At 61.2% G+C, this 17849-nt stretch carries 19 protein-coding genes; 9 read left to right on the top strand and 10 right to left on the bottom strand.

Annotation, left to right across the window (positions count from 1 at the left end):
* Positions 1 to 168: 168 nt before the first annotated feature.
* Together QUH67_RS33310 and QUH67_RS33315 are read left to right on the top strand one after the other, a co-directional pair.
* On the top strand, positions 169 to 1698 hold the full coding sequence (locus QUH67_RS33310; protein ID WP_300944169.1) for a reverse transcriptase domain-containing protein: 1530 nt from the start codon (positions 169 to 171) through the stop codon (positions 1696 to 1698).
* Entirely contained in the window at positions 1698 to 2342 is a 645-nt protein-coding gene (locus QUH67_RS33315) for an SLATT domain-containing protein (RefSeq protein WP_300944170.1), read from the top strand. The genes QUH67_RS33310 and QUH67_RS33315 overlap by 1 nt, the downstream gene beginning before the upstream one ends.
* Here QUH67_RS33315 and QUH67_RS33320 read toward each other — a convergent pair.
* Positions 2317 to 3225 (bottom strand): 3'-5' exonuclease, encoded by a 909-nt coding sequence (locus QUH67_RS33320; RefSeq protein WP_300944171.1) that lies wholly within the window; start codon positions 3223 to 3225, stop codon positions 2317 to 2319. The two genes, QUH67_RS33315 and QUH67_RS33320, sit on opposite strands and share 26 nt — an antisense overlap.
* A 28-nt stretch (positions 3226 to 3253) precedes the next feature.
* Positions 3254 to 3394 carry a hypothetical protein gene (locus QUH67_RS33325; RefSeq protein ID WP_300944173.1) on the bottom strand — a complete coding sequence of 47 codons (141 nt, stop codon included), beginning with the start codon at positions 3392 to 3394 and terminating at the stop codon, positions 3254 to 3256.
* Positions 3395 to 3726: 332 nt separating this feature from the next.
* Between QUH67_RS33325 and QUH67_RS33330 the strand changes: the two genes are divergently transcribed.
* From QUH67_RS33330 to QUH67_RS33345, 4 genes are all read left to right on the top strand, one after another.
* The gene (locus QUH67_RS33330; RefSeq protein ID WP_300944175.1) at positions 3727 to 5544 is read left to right on the top strand and encodes a DEAD/DEAH box helicase; all 1818 of its coding nucleotides are present in this window, start codon (positions 3727 to 3729) and stop codon (positions 5542 to 5544) included.
* 45 nt (positions 5545 to 5589) lie between these two features.
* A complete protein-coding gene (locus tag QUH67_RS33335) occupies positions 5590 to 5910 on the top strand; it encodes a type II toxin-antitoxin system RelE/ParE family toxin (RefSeq protein ID WP_300948260.1) in 321 nt (106 codons plus the stop codon).
* 4 nt (positions 5911 to 5914) lie between these two features.
* Positions 5915 to 6241 (top strand): transcriptional regulator, encoded by a 327-nt coding sequence (locus QUH67_RS33340; RefSeq protein WP_300944176.1) that lies wholly within the window; start codon positions 5915 to 5917, stop codon positions 6239 to 6241.
* A gap of 144 nt (positions 6242 to 6385) precedes the next feature.
* Complete coding sequence (locus QUH67_RS33345; protein WP_300944177.1) at positions 6386 to 7669, top strand: T6SS phospholipase effector Tle1-like catalytic domain-containing protein; 1284 nt, start codon at positions 6386 to 6388, stop codon at positions 7667 to 7669.
* Between the two features lie 42 nt (positions 7670 to 7711).
* Here QUH67_RS33345 and QUH67_RS33350 read toward each other — a convergent pair whose 3' ends face one another.
* From QUH67_RS33350 to QUH67_RS33375, 6 genes are all read right to left on the bottom strand, one after another.
* Entirely contained in the window at positions 7712 to 8494 is a 783-nt protein-coding gene (locus tag QUH67_RS33350) for a class II aldolase/adducin family protein (protein WP_300944178.1), read from the bottom strand.
* Positions 8495 to 8754: 260 nt separating this feature from the next.
* Complete coding sequence (locus QUH67_RS33355) at positions 8755 to 10395, bottom strand: lysine--tRNA ligase (protein WP_300944179.1); 1641 nt, start codon at positions 10393 to 10395, stop codon at positions 8755 to 8757.
* A gap of 175 nt (positions 10396 to 10570) precedes the next feature.
* Positions 10571 to 11485, bottom strand: coding sequence for a transporter substrate-binding domain-containing protein (locus QUH67_RS33360; protein ID WP_300944180.1), 915 nt, complete (start codon positions 11483 to 11485; stop codon positions 10571 to 10573).
* Positions 11486 to 11577: 92 nt separating this feature from the next.
* A complete protein-coding gene (locus tag QUH67_RS33365; protein WP_300944181.1) occupies positions 11578 to 12168 on the bottom strand; it encodes an SCO family protein in 591 nt (196 codons plus the stop codon).
* A 21-nt stretch (positions 12169 to 12189) separates the two neighbouring features.
* Entirely contained in the window at positions 12190 to 12438 is a 249-nt protein-coding gene (locus tag QUH67_RS33370; RefSeq protein WP_320416114.1) for a hypothetical protein, read from the bottom strand.
* A gap of 102 nt (positions 12439 to 12540) precedes the next feature.
* Entirely contained in the window at positions 12541 to 13014 is a 474-nt protein-coding gene (locus tag QUH67_RS33375; RefSeq protein WP_300944183.1) for a hypothetical protein, read from the bottom strand.
* 288 nt (positions 13015 to 13302) lie between these two features.
* On the opposite strand from QUH67_RS33375, the gene QUH67_RS33380 reads away from it, so the two are divergent.
* Together QUH67_RS33380 and QUH67_RS33385 are read left to right on the top strand one after the other, a co-directional pair.
* A complete protein-coding gene (locus QUH67_RS33380; RefSeq protein ID WP_300944184.1) occupies positions 13303 to 14961 on the top strand; it encodes an FAD-binding dehydrogenase in 1659 nt (552 codons plus the stop codon).
* 92 nt (positions 14962 to 15053) lie between these two features.
* The gene (locus tag QUH67_RS33385; RefSeq protein WP_300944185.1) at positions 15054 to 15404 is read left to right on the top strand and encodes a RidA family protein; all 351 of its coding nucleotides are present in this window, start codon (positions 15054 to 15056) and stop codon (positions 15402 to 15404) included.
* Positions 15405 to 15469: 65 nt separating this feature from the next.
* Here the strand turns inward: QUH67_RS33385 and QUH67_RS33390 are convergent, their stop codons facing one another.
* Both QUH67_RS33390 and QUH67_RS33395 read right to left on the bottom strand, forming a co-directional pair.
* Entirely contained in the window at positions 15470 to 16615 is a 1146-nt protein-coding gene (locus QUH67_RS33390) for an alpha/beta fold hydrolase (RefSeq protein ID WP_300944187.1), read from the bottom strand.
* Positions 16616 to 16841: 226 nt separating this feature from the next.
* The gene (locus QUH67_RS33395; RefSeq protein ID WP_300944188.1) at positions 16842 to 17261 is read right to left on the bottom strand and encodes a hypothetical protein; all 420 of its coding nucleotides are present in this window, start codon (positions 17259 to 17261) and stop codon (positions 16842 to 16844) included.
* Between the two features lie 149 nt (positions 17262 to 17410).
* Between QUH67_RS33395 and QUH67_RS33400 the strand changes: the two genes are divergently transcribed.
* Positions 17411 to 17776 (top strand): nuclear transport factor 2 family protein, encoded by a 366-nt coding sequence (locus QUH67_RS33400; protein ID WP_300944190.1) that lies wholly within the window; start codon positions 17411 to 17413, stop codon positions 17774 to 17776.
* The last annotated feature ends 73 nt before the right edge of the window (positions 17777 to 17849 follow it).

A 17849-nucleotide genomic window follows, 5' to 3' on the forward strand; every position in this document is an offset into this window, starting at 1 on the left:
CACTTGACGAAACGTGCCGCTCGATAGATGCTCAACCTATGTGCGAGAAGCACTAGTCGCCAGCAGGTAGCAATTTCACTCTGCCGGAGAGAAATGCCAATTTCTCTTCACCTTCGCAACGGCCTCTGACTACCGCTGCCTGCTGGCGCAATATTTTTTGACCGAGCAATGCAACTCCTCATCAAGCGAGAAATCGAACGCGAAGCAAAGAAACGGCTAGCTGGATACTCTCGTGCTCAATACTACGTACATAAATACCGAATTAGCTTTCAAAAGCGAACAGGGAAGAAAGCTAAAGCTTCCGCTCAGACCACGCCAAAAAAATGGTCTTTTCACAAGCATTTCGATCCACGTTATTGCCTGAACCATTCCGAGTTTTTAGCTAGCGGAATCTGGGATAGCCTTCAGCAAGGCGCTTACGAGCCCACAGCGGCTTCAAGGACGGCCATTCCGAAGCCTTCTGGTGGATTCCGATATATCGATTCTTTCAGTATCCCCGACGCAGTTGTTGCAAAAATTTTCCTAAATAATCTTAGAAGCAGAAATGCGCGAATATTTTCCGACTCAAGCTACGCATATCAAAAAAACAAAACCCCATTGGACGCAATTATTCACTTGCGCTCATTGCTAGACGCGCAAACGATCTTCATTAGCCAGTATGATTTCTCTAAATATTTCGACTCAGTCGATCATTCATATCTCAAGAACTTGATTAAGAAGTCAGGCCCCTTTCTAACGACTCACATGGAGAGAGCGGTCCTCAAATCAGTTTTGGTCCATGAATACATCGAAGGAAAGAAGGCGCCCAAGCAGCGCACTAAAGGATTTCCTCAGGGAAATAGCCTTTCACTATTTCTTGCCAACGCCGCCGCACATCCACTCGATACAGAGTTAGGACGACTAAATGGAGCATTTGCTCGATTTGCAGACGACTCGGTTGTTGTGAATTACAGTTATGAGGACGCTCTTCAATGCGCCAGTGCATTTCAGAGGTTCTCGCAAAGCAGCGGCGTGGAAATAAACCAAGAGAAATCGACCGGCATTCAAGCTTTCGCAAACGAAAAGGCAGGGCTTTCCCACATCGCACATTTTGACTTCTTGAGTTATAGCTTTCAACGCGACGGGCTGCACGTAAGCCAGCGCGCTGCAGCAGCAATCAAGAGACGGTGCGCCCGAATTATCTACAACCATTTGCTGCTTCATCCAAGGAGGACGAAGTCATTCGGTCATGCCCGCTTGGGAGCTGGATTCAGAGATTGGGATTTAGTCACATGCTTGAACGAACTTCGCGCATATATTTATGGTGGGCGATCCCAACGTGCCATCGACGACTATCTAGTCGGGGCAAGTAACATTTCTAACCTTAGCGGGGCTGTGTCCTACTTCTGCCTGGTGGAAGATAGCAAGATATTCAGAGAGCTCGACGGCTGGCTTATCGACTGCCTTTACCGAGCTTACAATGCGCGGACCGCTTTGCTCCATTCATTTCCGTCGACGTTAGCATCAAAAGTAAAGCTCAAGTTCCTCAAGGAAATAATCAAGCCCAAAATGATTGACGGCAGTTGGTACGATTTTCCAACCATTCCAATGGAAACGCGCGCGCCGAGCTTCTTTACAGCGTGGCGGGCAGCCCGAAAAAGTTGGATGAGGCATGGCTTGGGTGGAATTGACGCTGGCGGAATGGGGTATTCTTACTGATGACCAGAGAGATTGAGTATTACAGGCATCTTGCGGGAATTATGTATCAGACGAGAGGCTGCCGCTTCGGTGCTGCATCTGCATTAGAAGTAAAAGAACGCTGGAGTATATGCACAATAGCGTTCCTCTCGATCTATCTGCTTTGTTGGTCGATAATTCTTCTTGCTTACCCCGATGCATTTAGCTCCAAGCACGCCGCTTTTTACACAGCTATTTCGGCAACTGCTTCTGTTGCTCTCCTTGTAATTTCGCTGATGGATTATGCCTTTGGAAGAGCTGTAAAAGCCGAAAAGCTACAGCAAAATGCCCTTTCAATATCTATTTGCATGCGAGACCTGGAACGACAGCTCGCCTCGAGCGAACCCGACGTCGCTATATTGGAGAGAATTGCAGGAGAGTATGAGAGACACATCAGGGAAACGCAGGTCAATCACACCAGCATTGACTTCAAGCGTTGGACTTATGCGTCTCAGAAGCCAACCGGAATTTTGACAGGCCTATGGTATCCCTTGAGGCGGACGCTGTTTAGCGCCTGGTTTTATCTTTCAGCCATGTTTATGTATGTGCTGTTGCTAGCTGCAATCATTGCTCCAACGATATGGTACACGGCGCGATTTGTCATTCCGACGTCGTTTTGGCAATAGAATCCCACTTAAAACGATTCAAGGCCGTTACTTTCTCGACGATAATACTCCCACCGCTAAGATTGGCTTGACCATTCAAGAAAGCTAATTCAGCGCTTTGATCTTTTTCCTCCTTTTCGATCCACCAAGACCGTGGGCGACCCGAGCTCCCCGGATACCATCTGTACCCGCGAGACTTCAGTACGCTGCGTAGTTCATAGGGAGAAATCACGGAAATTCGATATCGGGTTTTACGTGCACAGGATAGAAGTTCCGCGAGGACCGATTTCCCTGCTCCAATCAAATTCATTCTCAGTATATTTAAAAGTGCGATGCAGTCGTCTAACGCCCGATGGCCCACATGGTACATTCCAAATTGATTAAGAATGTAGACTAGTTTGGTGCCTTCAAATCCGGAGCGTTGCCAATCAATCTCTGTCGCAGAACATGCCCATGGCTTTTCTGCGAACATCGTGGAAAGCCTTTCGCAAATTGGACGATCAAAAGCAGCATTATGCGCTATGATTAAAGAAGCAGGACTGAGGAACGTCTCAACTGCTCGTTTGTCGATAACTTGCCCTCTGACTTCATCGTTAGAAATTCCAGTCAATTTGGTGATTGGTGCCGGAATCGGCTTAGACGGCTGCTGCATCCCGCCAAATGTTTCAATAACTTCGCCGAAATTGCCTGCAGCATCATAAGAAAATGCAATCATTCCAATTTCGATTATTTCGTCTCTTTGCACATCAAGGCCAGTGGTTTCGATATCTACAATTATAGCAATCCTGTTACTGCCTGCAGCCGCTAGACCTGCGGCCGGTCCTAGCACGGCCCTTCGTAGAACTCGAAACCTACCTGTAGCTTCTAACTCGCGTATCGATTTCTCGAAGTCACAATCACTCATCTTTAAGAGCCGCTTTCGTTCGCTAATATCATTTCGGCCCCGCAATCTTTAAGCACATTGCCTCAAGCTGACGCATATTCGTCAAAGAAGATGTCCTTGCTGCGGAGAGCTCGATAAGCGCAACAACGTCATCGTTGCGCAGCACCAGCAACAAGATCTCCGAGAACATCTCCAACTTCCTGAAGCTATATCGCGGCCTGCAACACGGAGAAGAACCTAGCCCGCGGCGCGCAACGGCTAGTCGAATTGCGACGCCATTTCAGGCAACCGCCGGTTCGGTTTCGCAATGCCCGCTCCACACCGAGGCTTCATCGTCCTAGGTCGCGGAAATGGCAAAGATGACCTACTTTGGCATATTGGATCTGCCTCGTCTTGCTTGGACTGAGCTGGAGCGTAGCCTAAACCTCGATATCTGTCATATCGTGGCATTGCGGGAGATGGGTCCCGCTATGCTGAGGCCCGCTTAAGTCCGGAGCTGGCCGTCAACCGGTCGGTCCTCGTATGGCAATTCTGATCCCGAGCCTGGGCTACGCGCGCTTCGATACCCGCGGCGAGTTGCGGCTGGCAGAACGGCTGAAGGACTTCCTCGAAGAGAACGCGGTCGTCTGGCACAACCTTCCGGTCGGGCCCCACCACCGGCATCCCGACTTCATCATCGTGCATCCGGCGAACGGCCTGCTCGTGCTCGAAGTGAAGGACTGGCGCCTCGAGTCAATCGCCTCGGCCGACAAGGGCCGGGTCGAGCTGCTGACGGCGCGCGGCATGGTGCGGGAGAGCCATCCGCTGGAGCAGGCGCGCAAATATACGTTCGATGTCGTGCGCACGCTGGAACGGGATGGGCAATTGCTGTTTCCAGCCGGTCACCGCTTCATGGGTAAATCCATCGTGCCGTTCGGCTTCGGGGCCGTGTTCACGAACATCACGCGCCGGCAGTTCGAGCAGACCGACCTCACGGAGGTGTTTGCCGGGGACCTGTGCGTGTTCAAGGATGAGATGACGGAGGGCGCCGACCCGGAGGAATTCCGCGCCAGGCTGTGGCGCATGGTCTCGCCGCGCTTCGGTGAGCCGCTGTCGATGCCGCAGTTCGACCGGCTGCGGGCGCTGATGTTTCCCGAGATCCGCATCCGGCAGATTGCCCTGCCGCTGGACGCAGCGCCCGCGCCCGATCCATCCGACCGGACGCTCGCCGTCATGGACATGCAGCAGGAGCAGATGGCGCGCAGCCTCGGCGAAGGCCATCGCATCATTCGCGGCGTGGCCGGATCGGGCAAGACGCTGATCCTGGCCTTTCGCGCCGAGTATCTGGCGCGCGGGGCGACGAAGCCGGTGCTGATCCTGTGTTACGCCAATGGCATCGCGGGCCGACTCGAGGATGCCATGCAGGCCAGGGGCGTGGAGCACCGGGTCCAGGTGCTGACCTTTCATGGCTGGTGTTACCGGATGCTGCGGACCTATGGGATTCCCGCGCCGTCCGAGCGGGACTATCCGGACTACGCGCAGCGGCTGGCGGCGAGCGTTGCGGAGGTGATGAAGGCGGTCGATCAGGGGCATATCCCGATGGGGCAGTACGACGCCGTGCTGATCGACGAGGCGCACGATTTCGAGCCGCAATGGCTGGCGCTGGCGGCCAAAATGGTGAACCCGCGTACCAAGGCACTGATGGTAGTCTATGACGATATCCAGGCGATCTACCAGGGACGCGAGCGACCGGTGTGGAAACAGCTCGGCATCGAAGCGACGGGCCGGACGACCGTGCTGAAGGTCAACTACCGCAACACGGCCCAGATCGTCGCCTTTGCGCGACGCTTCGCGGCGGACGTGATCGGCGCGCCGGGCACGACGGCCGATGACGAGCATCCGGTGCTGTTGCCGGAAGATGCGGGCCGGCAGGGGATGGCGCCGGACGTGCGGCAGTGCGTGAGCATCGAGGCGGAAACGCACTGTGTGGCCGAGTGGTTGCTCGACCGGAAAAAGGCGGGATACGAGTGGCCGCAAATGGCGTGTCTCTATCCGGAGCACTGGATCGGGGAGAAGGTCGCGCAGATCCTCAGCAAGCACGGCGTGCCGGTCGATATGGTCAAGAACAACCGGAACAGGATTTCGACGAAGAAGATGGCCGTGCGGCTGCTGAGCATGCACACCGCAAAAGGGCTCGAGTTTCCCTGCGTCGCGATTGCAGGCCTGGGCTTCCTCGGCCGCCACGGCGAGGCGATCGAGGAATGCGTCCGGCTGACCTATGTCGGGGTGACCCGGGCCACGCATGAGGCGCTTTTGACGTATTCGAGCGAGTCGGCGCTGGTGCAGCGGTTGATTGCGTAGAGGGCCGAGCGCCTTGCGCAATAGTAACATATATGATACCAAATGATCCGGATTGAAGAATATGTTGAGGAAGGCAGCAGCCCCTTCCGCCGCTGGTTCGACGATCTCGATACGCAAGCGGCCGCCAGCGTGACCGTCGCGATCGAGCGGCTGGCCGATGGCAATACGTCGAACGTCAAGCCGATCGGCGGAGGCGCTGCGGAATTGAAGATCAATCGCGGCCCCGGCTATCGGATTTATTTCGGCTGGGACGGCAAGACGCTCGTCATTCTGCTTGGCGGCGGCACCAAGCGACGGCAGCAGAACGACATCGAGGCCGCGCTGCGTCGCTGGCGCGATTACAAGAAGCGCAAGCGCGAGGGATGACACAATGCCACTGACCCGAAGTTTTCGCGACACGGTGCGGGCGCGGGCCGATCGCGAGCCCGCCTTTCGCCGGGCATTGTTTCAGGAGGCGGTGCAGGCGCTGCTGCAGGGTGAAACCGACGATGGCCGCGCGGCGCTGCGAGCCTACATCAATGCCACCATCGGATTCGACCGGCTGGGCGAGGTGCTCGGGCGCTCGCCGAAGAGCCTGATGCGAATGTTTGGGCCGGACGGCAACCCGACGGCTGAAAACCTGCTCGGAGTGATCGGCGCGTTGCAGGAAGAAACCGGCGTGCACCTGAAGATTCGCGCCGTGACCGAAGCGGCCTGACGGCGCCCGGACCGTCATCAGAGAGGGCGACCACGAGGGTCGCCCCACCCTATCGATCGTAGGGGCGCCCCTCGTGGGCGCCCGCGTCATCCAAAATCCCAAATTGCGCTATACTCGCTCCGGTAGCATCGGGGGAGCATCACCATGCGCAACATCATCATCTGCTGCGACGGCACCGGCAACGAGATCTCCGAGAACATTTCCAACGTCCTGAAGCTCTATCGCTGCCTGCGCAAGACGGAGAAGACGGAGCCGCGGCAGCTGGTGTTCTACGATCCGGGGGTCGGCACGCTGACGCGGCCGGATCCGTGGCACAAGCTGCGACAGGACTTCAATGCCATCCTGGGGCTCGCCACCGGCTATGGGCTCGACGACAACGTGCTCGCGGCCTACGACTTCCTGGCGCGCAACTACCAGCACGGCGACCAGATCTATCTGTTCGGCTTTTCCCGCGGCGCCTACACCGTGCGGGTGCTGGCGGGGCTGGTGCATAAAGTGGGTTTGATCACGCCGGAGCAGATCAATCTCGCCGGCTCCGGGCTGATCGCCTACAAGCAGTTCTCCTCCGACGAGGCGCCGAAACTGCGGGCGCAGGGCAGGCTGCTCAGCGAGAGCGGCGACGCAGGCGGGCCGCTGCCACAGACCGCGTTCGACAACGCGGCGCAATTCGCGCGCATCACCTCGTCGCGCGGGCCGACGATCCGCTTCGTCGGGGTCTGGGACACGGTGGCGAGCGTGATCGTGCCGCGGGCCGATCGGTTCTATCTGCCGAGCCTGGAGGAGCTGGCGTTCACGCTTGCGAACCCGAGCGTGCAGACGTTCCGGCAGGCGATCTCGATCGACGAGCGGCGCTGCATGTTCCGCCTCAAGAAGTGGGACGACCCTCAGACCTTCAAGCCGGTGCGCTTCAACGACGTCCACGCCGCGCCGCAGGATATTCTGCAGGTGTGGTTCGCGGGCGTGCATGCCGATATCGGCGGCGGCTATCCGGAAAAGGAGAGCGGGCTTTCGAAATATCCGCTGCTATGGATGATCGACGAGGCGACCCGGTGCGGGCTCAAGGTCAACCAGGCCACCGTCAACCAGCTCGCCTGGGGCGTCCAGCGCAAGGGCAGCCCGTATTCCTATGTCGCGCCCGACGTGCGCGGCGATCTGCATACGTCGTTGTCGGGGGCGTGGTGGATTCTGGAATATCTGCCGAAGAGCGCGAAATACAAGGAATGGCCGGAGCGGCAGGTCCATTTCGGCTATTACATTCCGGACGGCGAGCCGCGGCTGATTCCCGACGGCGCCATGATCCATGAATCCGCGCTGCTGCGCATGGACGCGCTGCCGGCCTATCGGCCGGTGAATTTGCCGAAGCAGTACCAGAAGTTTCCCATGCCGGTGCCCCCGGCGCATTTCACCGCGGAGGCGGAGGAGGATTGAGGCGCGCGCCTGCCTCCTCCGCCAACGCGGAACGGAGGAAACCTACGTGGCGTAGTCCGGCTCCTTGCGGTCCAGCATGCGCTTCAGCGCATCGAAATGCCGCTGCGCCGGGGTCGGCCCCTTGTAGAGATGCTCGTCCTTGTAGTCGCGCTTGGTCTTCTCGACGACGGGTGCGGGAAGCTGTTTCAGCCTCTGCCCGGTCCACATCGCGTAGATCTGCACCTGCGCCGCGCGCTCGACATAGTACAGCATGTCATAGGCTTCGGCGACGGTGGCGCCGACGGTGGAGATGCCGTGATTGGCCATGAACAGCACGGTCTTGTCGCCGATCACCTTTGCCAGCCGCGCGCCTTCGGCGGGATCGAGCGCCGGGCCGGTATACTGGTCGTCATAGGCGATGGCGCCCGACAGGCCGACCTCGGTCTGGCCGATCTCCTTGATGCGCGGGTCTTCGAGACGGGTCAGCGCGCTGGCATGCGGCATGTGGGTGTGAAACACCGCCTTGGCCTGCGGCAGCGCCTTGTGGATCGGCGCGTGGATGCAATAGCAGGACCGCTCCACATCGCCCTCGCCGCGCTTGACCTCGCCGTCATCGATGCCGACTTCCATGAAGCAGGACGCCGTGACCTCGGACCAGTGCGTGCCGAACGGAATCTGGTAGTAGCGATCGGTATTGCCCGGCACCACGAAGGTCAGATGGTTGAAGATGCCTTCGGAAAAACCCTGGATGAAGGCGAGGCGATGCGCGGCGGCCAGATCGACCCGCGCCTGCCATTCCTCGGTGCTGTAGTTCTCGAGCGATTGCGGCGATACCCTGAACTGCATGAATTCTCTCCCGCTGTGATGCCTGTTTGACGGCTGTTATGGCGGGCAGTGTAGCGCAATCCGGAGCGGCCATGGCTGAAATTGCCGGGGGCCAGCTATCTCAATTTGTCGCGCCTTCTTCCTTCTCCCCTTGTGGGAGAAGGTGGCGCGAAGCGCCGGATGAGGGGTTCTCTCAACGAGCACGATTCGCGGATAGATACCCCTCATCCGCCTCCGCTTCGCTCCGGCACCTTCTCCCACAAGGGGAGAAGGAAGGAAGATTACGCGCTGCGCGCCAGCGCGCCGTCGATCATGTTGACGGCGTTCTGTACGCCGTAGACCGCGACGAACGAACCGAAGCGCGGGCCCTTTTCCTGGCCGAGCAGCACCTGGTAGAGCATGTTGAACCAGTCGAGCGAGACGCCGGGCCGGCCGTCCTTGCCCTTTTTCACCTGGTCCAGGAAAGGCTCGCGGCGGCCGATTTCGTAGACCACGTTCTGGATGTCCTCGGCGCTCGACCCTGCCGGCAATTGCGACAGCGCATCGCGCAGGTCCTGCAGCGCGGCGCGCTCGCCGTCGGTCGGTTCGCGGAACTGCTTCGTCGGGGCCACGAAGTCGCGATAATAATTGATCGCGTAGCCGACCAGCGCGTCCAGCTTCGGATGGGTCTGCGGCGAAACGCCCGGACGATAACGCCCGATGAAGCCCCACAGCGTCTCGGCGTTCTCCGCGTTCGACGACGACACCAGCGTCAGCAGCAGCTGGAACGTGACGGGCATGTCCGCCTTCGGCGGCTTGCCGGAATGGATGTGCCAGACCGGATTGGCGAGCTGCTGCCTGGCATCCTGCCGCGTAAACCCGTCGAGGAACTGCTGATAGTCGTCGACGTTGCGCGGGATGACGTCGAAGTACAGCCGCTTCGCCGCCTTCGGCTCGCGGTACATGAACAGCGACAGCGATTCCGGCGAGGCGTAGCGCAGCCATTCGTCGATCGTCAGGCCGTTGCCCTTCGACTTCGAAATCTTCTGGCCCTTGTCGTCGAGGAAGAGTTCGTAGTTGAAGCCTTCCGGAGGCGTGCCACCCAGCGCCGCGCAGATCTTGCCGGACAGCTTGACCGAGTCGATCAGATCCTTGCCCGCCATTTCGTAGTCGACGCCGAGCGCAAACCAGCGCATCGCCCAGTCCGGCTTCCACTGCAGCTTGCAATGGCCGCCTGTGACGGGAACGGTGACGCTCTCCCTCGTATCGGGATCGTCATACGAGATCGTGCCGGCCTTGGCGTCATGCGCGGTGACGGGCACGTAGAGCACCATGCCGGTGCGCGGACAGATGGGAAGGAATGGCGAGTAACTCGCGGCGCGCTCCTCGCGAAGCGAGGGAAGCATGATCTTCATCACCGGGTCGAGCCGCTCCAGCATGCGCAACAGCGCGGCGTCGAACTTGCCTGAGGTGTAATACTCGGTCGAGCTCGCAAATTCGTAATCGAAGCCGAAGGTGTCGAGAAACGCGCGCAGCCGCGCATTGTTGTGCGCGCCGAAACTATCATGGGTGCCGAACGGATCGGGCACGCGCGTCAGCGGGCGGCCGAGATGCTGCTCCAGCAGTTCCTTGTTCGGCACGTTGTCCGGCACCTTGCGCAGGCCGTCCATGTCGTCGGAAAACGCCAGCAGCCGCGTCTTGATCTTGTCCTCGGTGAGCACGCGGAAGGCATGGCGCACCATGGTGGTACGCGCGACCTCACCGAAGGTGCCGATATGCGGCAGGCCCGACGGGCCGTAGCCGGTCTCGAACAGCACCTCGTCCTTCGGACTTTTCTTCAGCCGCGCGACGATCGCTTTCGCCTGCTCGAACGGCCAGGCGTTGGATTGTTCGGCGAGCGCACGCAGGTCGCTCGGGCTGGAAGCAAGGTCGATGACGGACATCTTTAAAGGCTCTCTCCGGGGGCCGGGAAACTAGCGCTTCCGCGGCAAAATGCAAAATGACGGCGAAGCGGCCGTAGGGTGGGCAAAGGAGCGCAAGCGACGTGCCCACCATCTGCCGCCGATCCGCGTCTCCAATGGTGGGCACGCTTCGCTCTGCCCACCCTACGAAGCTGCGTCAGAACGGGCTGATCGAAAAATACCGCAGCCACAAATCGGTAAAGCGGCCTTTTTCCCAGATCCGGAACAGCGCCCAGTTCAGCGACGTGCGCAACAGATCGTTGCCCTTGCGGACGGCGATGCCGATGCCCTCGCCGAAATAGCGGCTCTCGACGAACGGCCCGCCGGAGAAGGCGCAGCATTCGCCTGAATCCGTGCCGTTGATCCAGAACGCCAGCGAGATCGCATCGCCGAAGATGAAATCGACCTCGCTCCGCCGCAGCGCCAGCCGCAGCGCGTCGTCATTGGGATAGGGCTTGAGCTCGGCGTCGGTGAACATCGCCTTCAGATAGGCCTCGTGCGAGGTGCCGGCGATAACGCCGACCTTCTTGCCTTCGAGATATTCGGGGCGGATCTCCGGCATCACGGCGTCGCGCCGCGACACGAAGCGCGCCGGCGCACGGTAATAGGGATCGGTGAAATCGAGCCGGGCGCGCAGCGCCGGCGTCACCGCCATCGAGGCGATGATGGCGTCGCCGCGGTTGCTGGTGATGGCGTCGACCAGCGTCTCGAACCGGCGCATCTGCACGGTGCAGGAAATCTTGATCTCGTCGCACAGCGCGCGCGCCAGATCGACGTTGAAGCCGGCCGGGTTGCCGTCGGCGCCGGTGAAGTTGAACGGCGGGTAGTCGGTCTCGGTCAGAAAGCGGATCACGGTGAGACGCGACATGTCCGGCCGGTCCGGACGCCGCCGCGGGTCCCAGAAGCCGGGCACCGCCTGCGGGGCCGCCTCGACCGCCGGGCGCGGCTGGGTTTGCGCCTGCGCTGCACTGCCGGGCCCGATCAACGCGGCCGCGACCGACAAGCCGGCCAGCCAGGCGCGGACGGTGCGGCACGGTCGTGCATTGGTTAACGGAGCGTTAGGAACTGGCATCTGCGGCAATGCTTGCGGGATTTCACGGCCTTATAGACCATCCGGCCCGCGTTGCGAGCGCCGTTTTCGCCTCTTGGCGCACGGGTTAACGCTCAGAGATACCGCTTCAAGTCCTTGGCGGCTTCCTCGGGCGTCCGTTTCAGGTTGAAGGGCGCGACGAAATGGCCGTTCCGATCCATCAGGTAGATCAGCGCGGTGTGGTCCATGGTGTAGTCGCCGTCCTTGAGCGGGACTTTTCGGGCATAGACCCGGTAGGCCGAGATCACCTTGGCCACTGCCTGGGGATCGCCGGTCAGCCCCTTCAAATGCGGATCGAAGCTGGAGAGATAGTCCTTCATCGCGGCGGCGGTGTCGCGCTCGGGATCGACGGAGACGAACCAGGCATTCACCTTGTCGGCGTCCGTGCCCATCGCCTTCAGGACTTCCGAAATCTCGAACAGCGACGTCGGGCAGACGTCCGGGCAATGGGTGAAGCCGAAGAAGATCAGCGTCGGCTTGCCCTTCAGATCCTGCTCGGTGACGGCCTGGCCGGCCTGGTCAGTAAGCTGGAACGGCCCGCCGATCGCGGCCGGCGCGGTGACGGTACGCAAGCCGCCCGTCGCCCAAAGCATGACCGCCAGCCCAACCGCGAGGCTTGCGGCAAAGGCAGCGATAATCACCAGCGGGCGGATCGTCCGGTCCATCATGGATTCCTTTTCGCCGTATCAGAAGCAGGCCGCGATGCCGGCGGCGATCATCTCGAAAAACACCGCGGCGCCGTAATGGAACCACAATGCCGCCGCGCCAAGCACGGCGAGCGCACCGATGCCGGCAGCGCTCCAGACGATGATGGACGCCACCCTGCCCTGCGGCCGGGCGGCCGTGATGTGTGGGTGGGTGGAAACCGGCTGCGCCATGCGCTCCAGATAGGACCAGTTCCGCAGGCAGGCAAGCGGAATGGCCGCGGCCGGCATCACGTCATGCGGAGGGGCGGACCGGGCAACACGTGCACAACAGGTAAATGGCCGGGTAGGCCCGGCCATCGCATGACTTTTCGACCAAACGGCTGGCTTGGTTCAGCGCGATGCCGCCGGCTTGTTGGTGGAGGCTTGCGCATCGAGGTAGCAGGGCTTGTACATGGCCTGGAGCTGCTTGCCGCGCAGGAAGATCATGCGCGGGGTCAGGCCGCCGCGCGCGGCAATCCATTTGCGGACCGCCGGCGGGTACATCGAATAGAGCATGTGGGTGGCTTCGGTGTTGGTCACCGCGCGACCGTTGGAGCCGAAATCCCAGGCGGCATGGAAGCCGAGGTTGGCGTGGGAGGTGACACAGATCCGGTCATGGGGAACCGCGCCGAGCACGATGGTGCAGGCCGAGGCGCACAGGCCGTCGATGATGACGGTTTCGCCCGAAGTCCGCAGGCCCTGGTACTTGTCGACATAGGTGCCGATCCGGCCGCCGCGGTCGTCGGCGATCCGAACCACTGCCTGGCTCGCCCCTACTCCCGCCAGCAGCAGTATCGCGGCAAGCAACCCCGTCAACAGCTTCATTTCCCAGCCCCAGTCGAGAGAATGTCGAACCCGAATCTGATCGTCTCAGTGATGCAAGACAGGAAGCAGCGTCGTTTGAGATCGTGATTTTGTCTAGGCAGCGAAGGCCGCTCCAATCAAATTCAAATCGAGTGTTGCCGGACCGCTGCACCCTCCGCGCAGGCAGGTCCCAAACTGGAACACGCAACCTCAACGATCTGTCACCGAGGTCACAGACAAGCGCTGCTTTGCCGTTGACCGCGCACGAGGACGCGGGCTTGAATCGAAAGCGGCACGGGGGAGGAAGCGATGGCTGAAGACGCGGATGTAATCGTGGTCGGCGGCGGACTGGCGGGGCTGGTCGCGGCAACCGAAATCGCAGACGCCGGCAAGCGCGTCATCGTCGTCGACCAGGAAGGCGAACAAAGTCTTGGCGGACAAGCCTTTTGGTCATTCGGCGGACTGTTCCTGGTGGACTCGCCCGAACAGCGCCGGCTCGGCATCAAGGATTGTTACGATCTTGCATTGCAGGACTGGATGGGCACCGCCGGCTTCGACCGCGACGACGACCATTGGCCGAAGCGATGGGCGGAAGCCTATGTCGCGTTCGCCGCCGGCGAGAAGCGCGACTGGCTGCGCGCGATGGGCCACCGCATCTTTCCGGTGGTCGGATGGGCCGAGCGCGGCGGCTATGACGCGATGGGTCACGGCAATTCGGTGCCGCGCTTTCACGTCACCTGGGGCACCGGCCCCGGCATCGTCGAGCCGTTCGAGCGCCGCGCACAGGAAGCGCAAAAAGCCGGCCGGCTCACGTTTAGATTTCGCCACCGCGTCGACACACTCGTGATGACGAGCGGTCGCGTTGAGGGCGTCGCCGGGGCGGTGCTCGAAGCCGACAGCGTCGCGCGGGGCAAGAGTTCGTCGCGCAAGGTGACGGGCGATTTCACGCTGCGCGCGCAGGCGGTGGTCGTCGCCTCCGGCGGCATCGGCGGCAACCACGAGATGGTCCGTCAGAACTGGCCGAAGCGGCTGGGCGAACCACCGAAATTCATGATCTCCGGCGTGCCCGAACATGTCGACGGCCGCATGATCGGCATCACCGAAGCCGCCGGCGCCCGGCTGATCAACCGCGACCGGATGTGGCATTACGTCGAGGGCATCAGGAACTGGGATCCGATCTGGCCGCGCCACGGCATCCGCATCCTGCCTGGCCCGTCCTCGATGTGGTTCGACGCCACCGGAAAGCGCCTGCCTGCGCCGCTGTTCCCGGGCTCCGATACGCTCGGCCAGCTGAACTACATCATGGGCACGGGTTACGATTATTCCTGGTTCATCCTGACCCAGAGCATCATCAAGAAGGAGTTCGCGCTCTCCGGTTCCGAACAAAACCCTGATCTGACGGGCAAGAGCTGGCGCATGACCATCAGGCGCGCCACCAACAAGGGAGCCCCGGCGCCGGTGGAAGCGTTCAAGCAGAACGGCGCGGATTTCATCGTGCGCGACAACCTTGCCGACCTCGTCAGCGCGATGAACGCGCTGTCGGGCGACAATCTGCTCAAGGCCGATCACATCAAGGCGCAGATCGAGGCGCGCGACCGCGAGATGTCGAACGCCTACGTCAAGGATGCGCAGGTGATGAACATCCATAACGCGCGGCGTTACATCGGTGACAGACTGATCCGCACCGCAAAGCCGCATCGGATTCTCGATCCCGCGCACGGGCCGCTGATCGCGGTGAAGCTCAACATCCTGACGCGCAAGACGCTGGGCGGTTTCGAAACCGACCTCGACTCGCGCGTGTTCGGCAATAGCCGCGAGATCATCCCCGGGCTTTATGCCGCAGGGGAAGCCGCCGGTTTCGGCGGCGGCGGCGTGCATGGCTACCGTTCGCTGGAAGGCACATTTCTCGGCGGCTGTCTGTTCTCGGGCAGGAATGCGGGACGCGCGGCGGCGAAGGCTGTGGGATGATACTGGCCGGGCATGACGGGCACCCTGAGAACGCAGTGGCGCGCCCGACCTCGGCACGCTAAGAAGCCGCCGCCCCTCATCAGGAGAAAAACATGACCATCCAGCGCTTCGAAACCGGACCTCGCATGAGCCAGGTCGTCGTCCACGGCAACACCGTCTATCTCGCCGGCGTCGTCGCCAGCAACGCGGCCGGCAAGAGCGTGACCGAGCAGACTCAGGACATTCTTTCGATCATCGACGGCCACCTCGCCAAGGCCGGCACCGACAAGTCGAAGCTGCTGTCGGCCACGATCTATATCACCGACATGAAGACGTTCGGCGACATGAACAAGGTCTGGGATGGCTGGGTGTCTCCCGGCAATACGCCGGCGCGCGCCACCGTCGAGGCCCAGCTGGCGTCGCCGCAGTACAATGTCGAGATCATGGTCGTGGCAGGCAAGTAAAGCACCCCATCGCAACGAACTTCGCCCCGGATGGCACGCGCCGTCCGGGGCTTTTCATTGGCCGCTTACGCGCCGATCGTTTCGGCCGCGGCATCGCTGATGTCGGCCTGAAGCCAGCGGGCGATCCGGCGCCAGGAATGGCCGAGGACGTGGCTTCCCATGAAGAGGCCGAGGTGGCCGCACGGCTCGCTGGCCTGTTCCAAAGCGGCCGGCGGCGTGCCCAATAGCCCCGCGGTGGCGAGCGCCTGGTCGCGCGGAACGACGGTGTCGCTCTCTCCCGCCAGCAGGAAGACCGGTACGCGCACTTCCGCGAGATCGACCCGCCGGCCCAACGCGACAAATTCGCCGTTGGCGATCTGGTTCTGCCGGAATACCCGCTCGGTCACTTCGAGGTAATAGCCGCCCGGCAGGTCCAGCGTCGCATGATCCCAGCGCGTAAAACGATCCAGCAGCATTTCGGCTTCTTGCGATCCATCGCCGAGGTCTCGCTGCAGCACGGCTTCCACATCCTGCCGACTGAATGGCAGATTCCAGAACTTGAGCATGTGCTCGCCGCTGACGAGCCCATCGCCCTGCCGCACCATCTGCTCGAAAGCGGCTTGCGGGATGGCGGCCACCATCCGCGACAGTTCGGACGGCGTCGAGATATCGACAGGGGTGCCGGCCAGCACGAGCCGCCGCACCTTGCCGGGAAAGCGGGCGGCATAGACCAGCGACAGCCATCCGCCCTGGCACAGGCCGACAAGGTCGACCGGCGCGCCGATCTCGTCGATCGCGACATTGAGGTCGGCAAGATAATTGTCGATCGACAGGTGGCGCATGTCCGGCGTGGCCGAGCACCAGTCGGAGACGTAGATGCGGCCCACGCCATGATTTTGCAGCGCCCCGACGAGGCTGTGCCCAGGCGCGAGATCCGCGATCAGCGCACCATGCAGCGCAAAGGGTGCGCAGACCAGCACCGGCGGCTGTATTTCGCTACCGTGAGAAAATTCCCGCAGCCGCATCGTTTGGAGTTGCAGCGCCACCACGTTCGGCGTGGTCCAGTCGAGCGGCTGCTGGTCCCGCGCGGTCGACGGCGCGGGTGTCTGATCGGCGAACCATTGCGCATAGCCTTGCAGCGCCATTCGCGTGGCTTCCAGCGGCCACAGCCAAGCCTGCTGCGCCCAGTCGGCGCCCGCAGGTTGTTCCGGCCGCTTGCTGTGTTCTGCCATATCGCGTCACCGATCCACCGCCCCACCATGGGCGGGCGGCAAGAGCCTCAGCTTTGACGTCGATCAAAACCGGCGGGGTTGCGATCATCTTGTACGCCAAATCCATCGCGGGCCCCAGCCCATCGCTGGTCGCGGCCCGCACGATGTCGGGTAACGCGGGCGCCACCGCACCGTTCCCTCCGCCTCGATCCGCCGCGCCGCCAGCCAGAACGCAACGACGTCCACTTCACAACACGATGCAGGAAGAGTACCGGTAGCTCGGAAGATGAACCAGGAACTTGTCTCCGTTCTTGACCTGAAGCGTCGCGGTGAGAAGTTCGATGAAGAGCGTATTGGCGCGATGCACCGAGCGGTGTGCGACATAGATCCACGCCGGCTGCGGAGAAGTGGCTGGCGTGCATGGCTCGAGATCGATCCGCGTCAGGCTGAATCGCTCCTTGAATCCCTGATCCCACTCGATCTCCGACGTCGTATAGTCCGGATTGAGAATGCGCAGCGGGTATTCGAGCTGAAGATTCAGCGTACCCCAGCGGTGCACCTCCCTGATATCGGGAAACTCCCTGACGAGATGAGCGTATTGCTTGGCGACGGCCGTCGTCGCGAGACCAATGCCTGAAATCTTTGTTGCTGCAATCGTGAGTGACATCCCTGCTCTCGTCTCCTGCGCGGTGCCCACATCCGGTTCGAAATTCCTGGCCCAGGGGCCAGGACATGACCTCCGAGGTAATCGATCGGCGCGCACCGATTTTCTATGTCTCGGCCAGCCGATCCGTTCGGCCAACCAAGGAGAGACACATGACCGATGTCAACACGATCGCCCGCAACTATATTGATCTGTGGAACGAACGCGCACCCGCGCGCCGCCGCGAAATGCTGGTGGCGAACTGGACCAGCGACGCCCGCTATGTCGACCCGCTGATGTCAGGCAATGGCCATGACGGCGTCGACGCGCTGATCACGGGCGTCCAGCAGCGCTTTCCGGATTTCCGCTTCCACCTGATCGGCGAAGCCAACGGATTCGGCGATCACGTCCGCTTCTCCTGGGGACTGGGTCCCGACGGCGCCGACAGCCCGATCAAGGGAACCGATTTCGCCGTGCTCAGCGACGGACGCATCCGCAGCATCACGGGATTCTTGGATCAAGTCCCGGCGGGCGCTTGAGAGCAGCGATAGGGGCGAGCGCCCTTCCGCGCGGCCGCAGGCTCGGCCGCGCGACATTCCGGTCCACGACAGT

The organism is Bradyrhizobium roseum, assembly GCF_030413175.1.
Taxonomy (GTDB): domain Bacteria; phylum Pseudomonadota; class Alphaproteobacteria; order Rhizobiales; family Xanthobacteraceae; genus Bradyrhizobium; species Bradyrhizobium roseum.